Annotated in this window: 10 protein-coding genes; 6 read left to right on the top strand and 4 right to left on the bottom strand. The window is 66.3% G+C overall.

Features of this window, described 5'->3' with window-relative positions; genetic code table 11:
- Positions 1-140 precede the first annotated feature (140 nt).
- The 5 genes from BCV67_RS16580 (at position 141) to BCV67_RS16560 (ending at position 5,565) form a co-directional block, all read left to right on the top strand.
- The gene (locus tag BCV67_RS16580) at positions 141-1,841 is read left to right on the top strand and encodes an alkaline phosphatase (RefSeq protein ID WP_062168238.1); all 1,701 of its coding nucleotides are present in this window, start codon (positions 141-143) and stop codon (positions 1,839-1,841) included.
- A complete protein-coding gene (locus tag BCV67_RS16575; RefSeq protein WP_231732368.1) occupies positions 1,838-2,365 on the top strand; it encodes a WG repeat-containing protein in 528 nt (175 codons plus the stop codon). Before BCV67_RS16580 ends, BCV67_RS16575 begins: the two co-directional genes overlap by 4 nt.
- Positions 2,366-3,106: 741 nt before the next feature.
- Complete coding sequence (gene tilS, locus BCV67_RS16570; protein ID WP_062171617.1) at positions 3,107-4,405, top strand: tRNA lysidine(34) synthetase TilS; 1,299 nt, start codon at positions 3,107-3,109, stop codon at positions 4,403-4,405.
- A gap of 31 nt (positions 4,406-4,436) precedes the next feature.
- Positions 4,437-4,697 carry an exodeoxyribonuclease VII small subunit gene (locus BCV67_RS16565; RefSeq protein ID WP_057627085.1) on the top strand — a complete coding sequence of 87 codons (261 nt, stop codon included), beginning with the start codon at positions 4,437-4,439 and terminating at the stop codon, positions 4,695-4,697.
- A complete protein-coding gene (locus tag BCV67_RS16560) occupies positions 4,687-5,565 on the top strand; it encodes a polyprenyl synthetase family protein (protein ID WP_062168240.1) in 879 nt (292 codons plus the stop codon). The genes BCV67_RS16565 and BCV67_RS16560 overlap by 11 nt, the downstream gene beginning before the upstream one ends.
- 197 nt (positions 5,566-5,762) lie before the next feature.
- On the opposite strand, the gene BCV67_RS16555 is transcribed toward BCV67_RS16560, so the two are convergent.
- Together BCV67_RS16555 and pmbA are read right to left on the bottom strand one after the other, a co-directional pair.
- Complete coding sequence (locus BCV67_RS16555; protein ID WP_062168242.1) at positions 5,763-6,134, bottom strand: DUF4870 domain-containing protein; 372 nt, start codon at positions 6,132-6,134, stop codon at positions 5,763-5,765.
- A gap of 103 nt (positions 6,135-6,237) precedes the next feature.
- Positions 6,238-7,605 (bottom strand): metalloprotease PmbA, encoded by a 1,368-nt coding sequence (gene pmbA, locus BCV67_RS16550; protein ID WP_062168244.1) that lies wholly within the window; start codon positions 7,603-7,605, stop codon positions 6,238-6,240.
- A gap of 134 nt (positions 7,606-7,739) precedes the next feature.
- Here pmbA and yjgA point away from each other — a divergent pair, with 134 nt between their 5' ends.
- On the top strand, positions 7,740-8,333 hold the full coding sequence (gene yjgA, locus BCV67_RS16545; protein WP_062168246.1) for a ribosome biogenesis factor YjgA: 594 nt from the start codon (positions 7,740-7,742) through the stop codon (positions 8,331-8,333).
- Between the two features lie 202 nt (positions 8,334-8,535).
- Here the strand turns inward: yjgA and tldD are convergent, their stop codons facing one another.
- Positions 8,536-9,981, bottom strand: coding sequence for a metalloprotease TldD (gene tldD, locus BCV67_RS16540; RefSeq protein ID WP_062168248.1), 1,446 nt, complete (start codon positions 9,979-9,981; stop codon positions 8,536-8,538).
- A gap of 47 nt (positions 9,982-10,028) precedes the next feature.
- Entirely contained in the window at positions 10,029-13,850 is a 3,822-nt protein-coding gene (locus BCV67_RS16535; RefSeq protein ID WP_062168250.1) for a YhdP family protein, read from the bottom strand.
- Between the last annotated feature and the right edge of the window lie 15 nt (positions 13,851-13,865).

Genomic DNA, 13,865 nt, shown 5'->3' with positions numbered 1-13,865 from the left:
GGAAAGCAAATCGAAGGTTGTCACGATAGCGCAAGGCCTGGGCCAGAACGATGCCCGCAAAGAAAAGCTGCGTGTCATATGCATGCCTTCCACGGTTGACCATAATGGCGGTCTGCCTTCATCCAGCGGTAACAACCCCGATGCACAAAGCCAGTTTCCTGTCCGCCGCCCTGTCCACCCTGCTGCTCGGCGCCTGCGCCAGCACGGCCCCGCAGTCCGGCGCGGCCAGCGCAGTCAGTGTTGACGTCCCCCAGATCACCCGCCCGGACGGGGAAACACCGCAGTGGTGGTACCGCGATGGCGCCGCCCGGGCCGCCGGTAATGGCGCCATGGCCGGCAAGGCCAAGAACGTGATCCTGTTCCTGGGTGACGGCATGAGCCTGACCACCGTGGCGGCCGCACGCATCCTGGAAGGCCAGCGCAAGGGCCAGCCGGGCGAAGAAAACCTGTTGTCCTGGGAGCGCTTCCCGGCCACCGCATTCAGCAAAACCTACAACACCGACTCGCAGACCCCCGATTCGGCCGGCACCATGACCGCCATCACCACCGGCGTGAAGAGCCATATGGGCGCCATCGGGGTCAGCGCCGGCAGCCGCAACAACTGCGCCGACAGCCTGCCCAAGGGCCTGTTGACCTGGCTGCAGCTGGCCGACAGCGCCGGCATGGCCACCGGCATCGTCTCCACCGCGCGCCTGACCCACGCCACCCCGGCGGCCACCTATGCGCACTCCCCTGAGCGCAACTGGGAAAACGACACCGACCTGCCGGAAGCCGCCAAGGCCGCTGGTTGCGTGGATATCGCCCAGCAGCTGATTTCCACCGCCCGCTACGGCCAGGGCCCATTGGTCGCACTGGGCGGCGGCCGTGGCCAGTTCACCACCGTCAACGAGCAGGACCCGGAATACGCCGACAAGGTCGGCATGCGCCTGGATGGCCGCAACCTGGTCGCCGAATGGCAGGCCAAGCACCCACAGGGCGCCTACGTGTGGAACGCCAACCAGCTCAAGGCTGCCGCCAACGCGCCGGCGCTGCTGGGCCTGTTCGAGCCGGACCACATGCAGTACGAGCAGGACCGTCCGAAGGACCGCGCCGGTGAGCCGTCACTGGCCGAACTGACCCGTGCTGCCATTGCCAACCTGTCCAGGCACCAGGAAGGCTTCGTGCTGATGGTCGAGGGCGCGCGCATCGATCACGCCAACCACAGCGGCAACGCCGCCCGTGCACTGGGCGACACCATCGCCATGTCCGATGCGGTCAAGGCGGCGGTGGATGCCACCTCGGCCGACGACACCCTGATCATCGTCACCGCCGACCACTCGCACACCTTGAACTTCGTCGGCTACCCGGCGCGCGGCAATGCCATCCTCGGCAAGGTCAAGGACAAGGGCGGCGAAGACGGCATGGGCACCCTGGACCTGGCCCGCGACGGCATGGGCATGCCCTACACAACGCTCAGCTACGCCAACGGCCCGGGCTACACCGGCGCCAGCAACCAGCAACCGGCCGGCCCCAAGCGCTTCCCGCATGCGCCCAGCAGCTTCGAGGCCGCCAATGGTCGCCCCGACCTGACCCACGTCGACACCGAGCACCCGGATTACATGCAGGAAGCATTGGTGCCGTCCAAGAGCGAATCGCACGGCGGCGAAGACGTCGGCATCTGGGCGCGCGGCCCGGGCAGCAAGGCGGTACGCGGCACGATGGAGCAGAACACCATCTACCACCTGATCGTGCAGTCCACCCCGCGCCTGCGCGAGCGCCTGTGCGCACTGGGCACCTGCGACACCCACGGCGTGCCGGTGGAACTGCCGCAGCCGGCCAAGTTCGAACGCAAGGCGCAGTGAGCCGGATCTGGCACGCGGCCGCATGGCCAGTGGCAGCATTGCTGTCACTGGTCACGGCGCCAGCGATCGCGCTGGTCGACCACCCTTGCTACCGGATGGACACCGACACGTTCAAGATTCTGGAGGGCTGCAAGCGGGCCAGCGATGGCACGCTGATCGTCGCCGAAACGGCGCTGGCGCAGCTTGAATACGACGCCGATGGGCTGGCTGCGGTGATTGCCGGCAAGCAGCATTACTACCTGCGTCGCGATGGCCGCCATCTGGCGGTGATCACCTACGACAGCGGCCCGGACTATTTCGAGGAAGGCCTTACCCGGGCCAGCGTCGACGGCCAGATAGGCTACTACGACCGCCAACTGCAGCCGGCCTTCGCGGCCCGCTTCGATTGGGGCTGGCCGTTCAAGGAAGGAATTGCCGAAGTCTGCCAAGGCTGTGCACCCGGCAAACCCGACGCCGACGGCCACACCGCGATCGAAGGCGGCAAGCATTACCGCATCGATCGCCAAGGCAAAATCCTGCCCTGAGCGGGTTCTATGCGGGTGTTGTGGGTGTTGTGGCTGTTGTGGGTGTTGTGGGTGTTGTGGGAGCGGCGTTAGCCGCGAAGCTTGCGCCAATGAAACTGCCGGCCACCCCGCAACCTGACAGACCATCTGCCTCGCGGCTAACGCCGCTCCCACAAAACCATCGGCGGCGCTGCAGCATAGTGCCGAGCCATGCTCGGCAGGGGCTCCACCGGCAATGCCTCAGCGGAGCATGGCTCCGCTCTACCAGCGCGGGTACCACCGCTTCGCCCGTCTTGGCACACCACAGCCCTAGCTCGAGCTTGCGGGTGTTGTGGGTGTTGTGGGAGCGGCGTTAGCCGCGAAGCTTGCGCCAATGAATCTGCCGGCCACCCCGCAACCTGACAGACCACCTGCTTCGCGGCTGACGCCCTCCTACAAAACCACTGGCGGCGCTGCAGCGTAGTGCCGAGCCATGCTCGGCAGGGGCTCCACCGGCAATGCCTCAGCGGAGCATGGCTCCGCTCTACCAGCGCGGGTACTGCCGCTTCGCCCGTCTTGGCACACCACAACCCTAGCTAGGGCTTGTGTGATTTGTGGGTGTTGTGGGAGCGGCGTCAGCCGCGAAGCTTGCGCCAATGAAACTGCCGGCCACTCCGCAACCTGACGGACCATCTGCTTCGCGGCTGACGCCGCTCCCACAACCTCCATCCCGGTGCATCAACATTGCAGCCATCGCCGCTGCCGCCGATACTCGGCGCGGCCATGACCGCGCTTTCTTCCACTCTCCTGCAGGACGCAACCGACATCCCGGTGATGGTCGGTTTCAGCGGCGGCCTGGATTCCACCGTGCTGCTGCATCTGCTCGCCAACGCGCCCGGACGCAGGCCCGGCAACCTGCGCGCCGTGCATGTACACCATGGCCTGCAGGCCGTTGCCGATCACTGGCAACAGCATTGCAGCGCCCTGTGTGCGCAATGGAACATTCCGCTACAGGTCGTCCACGTTGAGGTTCCGCGTGACAGTGGCCACGGTTTGGAAGCAGCCGCCCGCGACGCCCGCCATGCCGCCTTCACCGCCCATCTGCAGCACGGCGAATGGCTGGCCCTGGCCCACCATCAGGATGATCAGGCGGAAACCTTCCTGCTGCGCGCGCTGCGCGGTGCCGGTGTCGATGGACTGGCGGCGATGCGCCCGCAGCGAGCGTTCGGACGCGGCACGCTGTGGCGTCCATTGCTGGGGCTGCCGCGTGCGGCGCTTGAGGCCTATGCACACCAGCAGCGGCTGCAATGGATCGACGATCCCAGCAACGACAGCACGGACTTCGACCGCAACTTCCTCCGCCTGCAGGTCCTGCCGCTGCTGCGGGAGCGCTGGCCCCATGCCGCGGCGGCATTGGCGCGCAGCGCGGAACTGGCAGCGCAGGCCGCGCAGTTGCTGGGCGACAACGACGCAGCCCTGCTGCAGCACTGCCTGGGCAGCGAACAAACACTGCTGTTGGCCCCTTTCGGCCAGTTGGATTCAGCGCAGCAGGCCCGCGTGCTGCGCCTGTGGGTGCAACAACAGCAGTTGCCGCCGCTGCCCACCCAGGGCGTGCTGGCCGTGCAACAGCAGCTGCAGTCGGCCGAAAACGACCAGCAGGCCGAGTTCCGCTGGCAGCAGGTGCGCATCGTGCGCTGGCGCGACCAGCTGCATGCGCTGCGGCTGCTGCCGCCGTGGCCCAGGGGCTGGCGTCAGGCCTGGAGCGGCAGCGAACCGGCGGAGCTTCCCGATGGCGGCAGGCTACTGCTGCACGGCGCAGATACCTTCGACACCCCGTTGTTGCTGCGCCAGCGCCAAGGCGGCGAGCGTATCCAACTGGCCGGGCGCAGCCACAGCCACCAGCTCAAACACCGCCTGCAACATGCGGATGTGCCGCCATGGCTGCGCGCACAGCTGCCGCTGCTGTGCGATGGCGACACCGTGCTGGCGGCCGCTGACCGGGTCATTTCAGCACCGCTGCAGGCGTGGCTGCTGGCGCGCGGCGCCCATCTGGAGTGGCAACCGCCAGATCGGGTGAATTGACCCTTTCCCGCCGCCCGCTCACACTTGCGTCATGGCAAAGAAGTCCCCCAATGAAACCTCACCGGTGGCCCACTTCGAGCAATCGCTTGAAGAACTGGAACAGCTGGTCGAGAAGATGGAAGCCGGCGACCTGAGTCTGGAACAGTCGCTGACCGCATACGAACGTGGCGTTGGCCTGTATCGCCAGTGCCAGCAGGCGCTGGAACAGGCCCAGCTGCGCGTGCGCCTGCTCACCGACCCGGCCCAGCCGGAGAAGTCCGAACCCTTTGAAAGCAGTGGCAATGAAGACTGACGCCCTGCTCACCCGCTGGCTGGAGCGCACCGAAGAACAGCTGCAGGACGCCTTGCCCGACCCGGAACTTGCCCCGCAGCGCCTCCACCAAGCCATGCGCTACGCAGCCCTTGGCGGCGGCAAGCGCATGCGGCCGATGCTGGTCTATGCGACTGGTTACCTGTTCGCGGCCGAAGAAGCACGCATGGATGCCGCTGCGGTAGCGGTCGAACTGATCCACGCCTACTCGCTGGTACACGATGACCTGCCGGCGATGGACGATGATGATCTGCGTCGCGGCCGCCCGACCACCCATATCGCCTTTGACGAAGCTACCGCGATCCTCGCCGGTGATGCCCTGCAGACCCGCGCCTTCGAGATCCTGGCCAGCGCGTGGATGCCGGCCTCGCTGGCCCTGAACTGCGTGCAGACCCTGGCCAGCGCCTCCGGTGCTGCCGGCATGTGCGGCGGGCAGGCGCTGGACATCGACGCTACCGGTCAGCAGCAGGCCCTGGCTGATCTCAAGCACATGCATGGCCTGAAGACCGGCGCACTGATCCGCGCCGCGGTGCGGATGGGCGCGTTGTGCGGCGAAGCCAGCGATGCCCAGCTTGCACAGCTGGACAGCTTCGCCGACACCCTGGGCCTGGCCTTCCAGGTCCGCGACGACATCCTCGATGTCGAAGCCAGCTCGGAGCAGCTGGGCAAGACCGCCGGCAAGGATCAGGCGCAGGACAAGTCGACCTTCCCCTCGTTGCTGGGTATGGACGGCGCCAAGGCGACGTTGGCCGAACTGGCTGCGGCGATGCAGGCTGCACTGATTCCGTTCGGTCAGCGTGCGGCGGCATTGGCGGCATTGGCCGAACTGACGGTACGTCGTTCGCATTGATTGCAGGCTTGTGGGAGCGGCGTACGCCGCGAAGCTGACAAAGCCTGCGCGGCCGCGAACGGCCAACCCCTCCCCAGCCCTCCCCTTGCCTTCGGCAAAGGGAGGGGGCAAAGCTGCAACACCGTACTGCTCGCAAACTGCATGCAAACAAAAAGCCCGGCTTGCGCCGGGCTTTTATCAAACAACCATCGCGCGGATTACTTGATCAGGCGAATGGTCAGCGGGTAGCGGTAGGTCTCGCCCTTGTTGGCTGCCAGGCCCGCAAGAATCGCGAATACCAGGCCACCGATCCATGCCACGGCATAGGTCAGGAAGCCGATCAGCACGACCATCAGAATACCGCTGATGAAGTAAGCACCCAGCAGCGTGAGCTGGAAGTTCAGGGCTTCCTTCGAGTTGGCATTCAAGAACGCCTTTTCCGGTTTGTCCTTGTTCACCAGCCACACGATCAGCGGCACGATGAAGCTGAAGAAAATGCCCGACAGGTGCACCAGCATTGCGATGCTGTTGTCGTCGGAAGCACCGGCGCTGGTCGGCGGCGGCGGCGGAGTATTCTGGTAATCGCTCATTGTTCCCCAAGATCCTTGTAAAGGGTTTATCAATACTGGCTGACAGCTATAGGGAGCGCGCTAGCTCCCACATAAGAATAGTCCGCTGTTTACCAAGACTGCGTCAATCATTACCTGCCACTGTCATCTTTCCGACCAATATCGAACCGACCGAAACATGCGACCGGGTATCCACGTCGCTGCCCACCGCTTCAATACCGGCAAACATCTGTTTGAGATTGCCGGCGATGGTGATGCCGTCCACCGGGTAGGCGATCTGTCCGTTCTCCACCCAGAAACCACCGGCACCACGCGAGTAATCACCGGTAATGCCATTCACGCCCTGCCCCATCAGTTCGGTTACCAGCAGGCCGGTCCCCATACCCGACAGCATGGTCGCGCGATCGCCCGCATTGGCCTTCACTTTCAGGTTGTGCACGCCGCCGGCATTGGCTGTGGTCTGCAGGCCCAGCTTGCGCGCCGAGTAACTGCCCAGGATGTAACGCTGCAATACACCATCGGTGATCAAGGCCGAATTGCGGGTAGCCACACCTTCGCCGTCGTAGGAACTTGAACGCAGACCGCGACGCAGCAGCGGCAGTTCATCAATGCCGAACCACTGCGGAAACAGCTGTGTATCCACGCTGTCGAGCAGGAAGCTGGCACGCCGGTACAACGCGCCGCCGGAAACGGCGCTGAGCAGATGGCCGATCAGCGAACGCGCCATTTCCGCAGCGAACAGCACCTGCACCTCGCCGGTCGGCAGCGAACGCGGCTGCAGCCGGGCGACGGTACGCTCGGCCGCGCGCAGGCCCACCGCCGCGGGATCGTCCAGGTCTTCGCGGGCGATGGCACTGGTATACCAGCCATCACGCTGCATGCCGTCACCCTGCCCTGCGATCAGCGCGCAGCCGATGGAATGGTGGCTGCTGCGGTCACGGCCGATGAAGCCATGCGAGTTGGCGTAGACCGACACGCTCTGCGCGGTGGAGGCCGATGCGCCGTCGGAATTGCTGATGCGGCTGTCGCTCTGGCGGCCGGCCGATTCGCAGGCCAGGGCCAGGTCCAGCGCCTGTTCGGCGCTGAGCTCCCACGGGTGCCAGCTGTCCAGGTCCGGGAATTCGGTGGCCATCAGCGCCGGGTCGGCAAGACCGGCGGCCGGATCGTCCTCGGTATGGCGGGCGATGGCGCAGGCCTGGGCCACGGTAGCCTCCAGGCTGGACTCCTGCAGGTCGGCGGTGCTGGCACTGCCCTTGCGTTGGCCGAAATACACGGTCACCGCGATGCCACGGTCATGGGTGGCCTCGACGGTCTCCACCTCGCCCAGGCGCACGTTCACATCCAGCCCGCGGTCCTCGCTGCAGCTGACCTCGGCCTGGCTGGCACCCATTGCGCGGGCCCGCTCCAGCAGCCGCTGGGAGATGCCGGCCAAGCGCTCCAGGCGCTGCAGGCTGTCGTCGACGGCAGGGTTTTGGGTGCTAATGACGTTCAATGCTTTATCCTTGGTGGCCGAATCCCTTCACATCTGCCCGGTCTTGCCTGACTGGCGGCGGTGTGACGGGATCCCTCGTGAAGCCCGGCGAGCGCCCGGCTTTCCTGTCATGAAGTTTAGTAGGTAGCAGTGCGATGCGCGGACGCGATCAAGAAACCGGTGAATTTTTGGGCGAAAGCCGTAGCCAGAACCGGCGCGAAGCGCTGGAAGTGCTGGCGCTGGGCGAAACCCTGGTGGAGCTGACCCCGGCCCAGCTGGCACGCCTGCCTATTCCGGAAGGCATGCTGGAACACATCGAGTACACCAAGCGCATCACCTCGCACGGTGCCCGCAAGCGCCAGCTGGCATTCCTGGCCAAGCAGATGCGCCGCGAGGAAGACGAAACCCTGGACGCGATCCGCAACGCCTTGGACGCCAACAGCGAGACCTCACGCCGCGAAGTGGCCATCATGCACCGCATGGAGCGCTGGCGTGAGCGTTTGATGACCGAGGGCGACGTTGCCCTGGGCGAGCTGCTGGACGAACATCCGGAAGCCGACCGCCAGGGGCTGCGTACCCTGGTCCGCAATGCCCTGGCCGAGAAAGCCAAGAACAAGCCGCCGCGCGCCTACCGCGAGATCTACCAGGTACTGCGCGAGCTGATGCTGGTGCCGGTACTGAGTGCCGCTGCGGAAGTTGGCGGCGATGACGATGCGGATGATGTGGATGGCGACGACGCGCAGGATTGAGCTGGGTTGCTGTTGGTTTGTTCTTTAACGAAAAGCTGCCCTCATCCGCCCCTTCGGGGCACCTTCTCCCGTAAACGGGAGAAGGGATTGCAAAGCTGCAGTTCGAGCTGACTCCGCAAAATTCCAAATGCCAGCATTCCCTTCTCCCGCAAGCGGGAGAAGGTGCCCGGAGGGCGAATGAGGGAAAGCTCTTAAAGCACCCTCAAGCCTGCGTACCACCCACCGTCAGCCCATCAATCAGCAACGACGGCTGGCCGACACCGACCGGCACGCTCTGCCCGTCCTTGCCGCAGATGCCCACGCCTTCATCCAATGCCAGATCGTTACCGATCATGCGCACCTTCTGCATGGTCTCCGGACCGTTGCCGATCAGGGTCGCGCCCTTCACCGGCGCGGTGATCTTGCCGTCTTCGATCAGGTAGGCCTCGGTCGCCGAGAACACGTACTTGCCGCTGGTGATGTCGACCTGGCCGCCGCCGAAATTGACCGCGTACAGGCCCTTCTTCACCGAACGGATCATCTCCTGCGGGTCATGGTTGCCGGCGCGCATATAGGTATTGGTCATGCGCGGCATGGTCATGTGCGCGAAGGATTCGCGGCGGCCATTGCCGGTCGGCGCAACGCCCATCAAACGCGCGTTGAGCGTGTCCTGCATGTAGCCGACCAGGATGCCGTCCTCGATCAGGGTGGTGCACTGGGTCGGCGTGCCTTCGTCATCGATGTTCAAGGAACCACGACGCCCGTCCAGGGTGCCGTCATCGACGATGGTCACGCCCGGTGAGGCCACCCGCTCGCCGATCCGGCCCGCGTAGACACTGGTGCCCTTGCGGTTGAAGTCACCTTCCAGACCGTGACCGACCGCTTCGTGCAGCAGTACGCCGGGCCAGCCCGGGCCGAGCACCACCGGCATCACCCCGGCCGGGGCCGGAATGGCTTCCAGGTTCACCAGCGCCTGGCGCAGTGCTTCGCGGGCGAAGGCTTCCGGGCGGTCGCCGGCAAACAGTTCTTCGTAGCTATAGCGGCCACCGCCGCCGGCATAACCGGACTCGCGACGACCATTCTGTTCGACGATGACCTGCACATTGAGCCGCACCAGCGGGCGTACGTCCGCTGCCAGCACGCCGTCGCTGCGCGCGATCAGCACCGTATCGACACCGCCGGACAGGCTCACCATCACCTGCTGCACGCGCGTGTCCGCCGCGCGCAGGTAACGGTCCAGCCGCTTGAGCACTTCCACCTTGGTCTCGTTGCCGATGCTGTCCACCGGGTCCAGCGCCGGGTACAGCGCGCGACCGCTGCCGCGCACCAGCGAGCGCACGTTCTGCTCGCCGCCCTCGCGGGAGATCGCCCGCGCCGACTGCGCCGCAGCCAGCAGCGCCGCCGGCTGGATGTCGTCCGAATACGCAAAGCCGGTCTTTTCACCGGCAATCGCGCGCACTCCCACGCCTTGTTCGATCGAATGCGCACCGTCCTTGACGATGCCGTCCTCCACGCTCCAGCTTTCCCGGCGCGAATGCTGGAAATACAGGTCGCCAAAATCGATACCCGGCCCCAGCAAGGTGCCAAAGGTGCGTTCCAGGCGATTGGCATCCAGCCCTGAAGGCAGCAGCAGGCGGGTTTCAGCAAGCGTGAGAGCGTTGTCGGTCATGACATTCCAGATGGGGGCAGACCCGCCTCATGCAAGCCTGCAAGGGTTCAGGGGCTGCCCGCGGCCCCCGGCGTCACCGCCGGGGGCGGCATGCGGGCCGCATCACGGTCCAGTACTTCGACCTTGGGATCTTTCCACGGCCCGGTCACCTTGTAGGTCTTGGAGCCGATTTCACCCAGTGGCTTGCCCAGCACCGCGTTGGCGGCAGCGCCTACCGCCGCGCCCACCGGGCCGCCGGCTACCGCGCCAACCACGGTCAGCAGATTGCCCGAGCGCGGGTTCACATCGATGGTCTGGTTGAACTGCTGGGCCACCAGGTCGGCCTGGCCACGGATGGTGATTTCCGCCGCCGGTGCCTCGATGGCGATCTTGTCGGTGCTGGCCTGGCCATTGCCGAAGCGCATCGCGCCTTCCACATGGTTGAACGCCAGGCCCTTGGAAAACAGGTCGCGGAAATCAAACAGCAGGCGTCGCGGCAGCTGCGCCACGCTCAACAGGCCCAGCACGCGGCCGGCACCCGGCTCCACTTCCAGCAGCTGGCCGTTGCGCAGGTCCATATCCAGACCGCCTTCCAGGCTGGCCAGGTTGAAGGCCATCGGCCCGCCCTGCCAGCCGGCCTGCAGCTGCGCCTTGCCCTGCCCGCCACGCAGCTGCCCGGCGTAACCCAGCCGCTGCAGCAGGTCGCCCAGGTCCTCGCTCTGCACATTGGCGGTCGCCTGGGTGCGCGCCTGCGCGCCCAGGCCACGCCATTGCCCGTGTACGTCGATCACCTGCTTGGGCGCGCGTATCGCCAATTCCTGTACCTGCAGGCCGTCGCCGGTCGGACGCGTGCGCAGCCGGGTCTGGCCCAGCTTGATCGCGGCGAACTGCAGGTCATCGATATCCAGCGCCAGTGGCGGAATATTGGCCGGATTGAGGGGTTCTGCCGGGGTATCGCTGGACTCGGTGGCGGCCGCCTTGGCCGCCTGCCAATGCACGCGCGCCAGCTGCCCACTGACCGTGCCGCCATCGGCGGTTGGCACGCGCAGGTTGCCGGCAAGTGCCGGGCCGTCGAGTTGTACTGCAACTGCATCGGCACCCGGACGCAGCTGCAGGCGGGTCTGCGCGAACCGCCCGCCGACCATCACCAGCTGGTCGGCCAATACGTCAACGTGTTTCAGCGCCAGCCCGCCGTCGCTGCCGTTGCTGTCGCCGCCGCGCGCCAGGCTGATCCATTCCAAGGCATCCAGCGACGGGGTGCGGCCATTGACCACCAGACCATCAGCCGGAGGCTCTTGATCCACGCGGTCACTGCCCATGGTGACCTGCACGCCGGTCTTGCCGTTCTGGCTGCGCGCAGCCAGCGCCATCAGCTTGCCGAAGGACACATCAATGCGCCCGGCGCCCATCGGCAGAGCAGCCTGCACCGTGGTGGCCAGCGCATCGGCGGCGGGCTTGTTCAAAGGCGCCGGCAACTGCAGGCGGGTGCCCTGCAGGTCCGAACGCAGGGTCAGCTGGGTCGGCGGGCTGTTGCGTGCACCTGCCGCAACCTTGGGCAGGCTGACCCCGACCGTCCATGCCGAGGTGCCATGCACATAGGGCTTGAGCCACGCCAACTCCGGCGCGCGGTCCAACAGCTTGCCTGCATCCAGGTCCGCGCTCAGTTCGGCCTCGAACGCCTGCGCTGGGTCCTTGACCGGCTTGCCGGCGCGCAGCGCCAGCACGCCATCATTCTCCTGGTGCCGCACCTGCAACGCCGGCGCATCGAAGCCTTCGCTGCTGTACTGCGCCTTGCCACGCACGCCTTCGAACTGCAGGTCCCAACGCTTGTCGGCCATGCGCACGCCACGCAGATCGATATCGCCCTGCAGATGGCCGCCACCATCGTGGTGCAGCGGCAGCAACAGATCGAAATTGACCGCCGCCGGGCCGCTGACTGCCAGGTTGTCCAAGGTGTCGCCGTAGCTGGCCTGCAGCGGACTCTGCCGCAGCATCGTCAGCAGGCGCGCGCTTTCATCCACGGTGCTGGCCTGCACCCGCAACCTGGATTCACGGAAACTGGCGATGCCCGCGCGCAGCTGATCCACCTTGACCCCGGCCAGATCGCCGCGCCCGCTCAGATCGAAACCATCGCCGATGAAGCCGATATCGGCGTTGACGTGCTGCATCAGCGGCCAGTCCTGCTGGAACCGGATAGCGCCGTCGTCGATGTGGCCGCCGGCTTCGAAACGGCCGTTGTTGCCGGTGAACGGCCAGTCGTCCAGATCGCCCACGGCCAGGCCGGTACCGCCGCGCAGGGTGCCATCCACCAGCGCCGCATCCAGCCACTCGACTGCCGCCTTGCTCATGTTGGAGCGCACCCAGAACTGCTTGGCGGCCGTCATCGGCACGTCGTCGATCTTGGCCGCCAGGTTGATCCATGGCCGCGTGCCGTCGCCCTGGAACCACAGCCCGCCGCGTATGTCGGCGGCATAATTGCGGCCCTGCATGCGCAGCGCGGGCGTCCCTATCTGCCAGCCGGCACCCTCGCGCCAACCGACCAGGTCACCGGAGAGCTGCAGCTCATGCAGTACGCCAAAGCCGGTCGGCCAATCGAAACGCACCACATGGTCGGGCTTCAGAGACAGCGAAAACGCCTGCGCATCGCCTTCAAAATGGCCGCGCAGGCCACTGATGCCGGGGCTGCCACCAACTGGCGCAAAACTGGCATCGAGCAACTGGCCGCTGCCGCGGACCACGCCATCGGCATTCCCCAGCAGGTTGATGTCGGCAAAACGCAGTGACGGTTGCGAGCGCTGCAGCCAGCGCCGCAGGCTGGGTTCAAGCCGGTCACTGAGCGCTGCCACCTGCAACAGCGGGCCGGCATCGAGTTGCTTGCCCTGCACCGCGAAATTCTTTCCACCTGCCAACAGCAAGCCGTCCAGGGACTGGGTGGCACCGTTGGCGGCAATGCGCAGACGCGGCGCATCCAGGCGCCAGCCACCTTCGATGGCGTGCCAGCGCGCGCGCAACTGCAGCGCGTTGAAGGCCAGCGTCGGCACGGCATCACCGGCCTGCACCGGCGCGCCCGCCAACTGCACGTCCTGCAGCTCGCCTTCGGCCGTGACCGCCACCACGCGGTTGTCGCGCAGCTGCACCCAGCCCTGCGCCTCACCCTTTCCCTGGCGTATCTGCAGCCCTGCAAATTTCAGCAACGACGACCATGCACCCAGCTCGGCGGGATCGGCCGAAAACCAGGCCTGCCCATCACCACGCTGACGCTGGAAATCCAGCACTGCGGTGACCGGCGCGGCGCCGGTGTCGATCCAGCCCTTGGCGCCCACCCGCACGCGTTCGCCGTCCACACGCAGGCGCAGGTCGACCCGCGGGATCCGGGTCTGCAGACCGATCGATGGCGCCTGCACCTGCAGCTGGCCGCCGATCACCTGCAGCTCGCCGAGCCTGCGCAGGGTGTCCAGCGGATCGCCACCCGTTCTGGAATCGGGCAGGCCGCGCACCGACCAGCGGCCGTCGTCGGCACGCTGCAGGGTCAAGGCCAGCCCGCGTAGGCGCAGTTCGGTGAGCGGTGCGCCGGGCAGCAGGCCCGAATACACCGCAACCAGCACTTCGGCCTGGCCGATGCGTACGCCCTCGCCCTGACCCACGCGCAGCCCATCGAGCTGCAGCAGTGGGCCGCGACGGGTCCAGCGCGTGTCCAGGCGATCGAACGCCACCGGCTGGCCAGCGCGCGCACTAAGCCACGCCGCCACCTTGTCCGGATGCGCTTCCACCATCGGCAGCAGCTGACTGACCGTGCCCACCAGCAGGGCCACGCACACCAACGCGATCGCCAATGCCATCAAGGCATAGCGACGGAAGCGGCGCAGGCGGTGGCGCAACAGCGTGGTCATCAGCTCACTTCGTGC

The organism is Stenotrophomonas nitritireducens, assembly GCF_001700965.1.
GTDB classification, from domain to species: Bacteria; Pseudomonadota; Gammaproteobacteria; order Xanthomonadales; family Xanthomonadaceae; genus Stenotrophomonas; species Stenotrophomonas nitritireducens_A.
The sequence above is the reverse complement of the archived record's forward strand: the minus strand, read 5'-3'. Positions and strand labels throughout refer to the sequence as shown.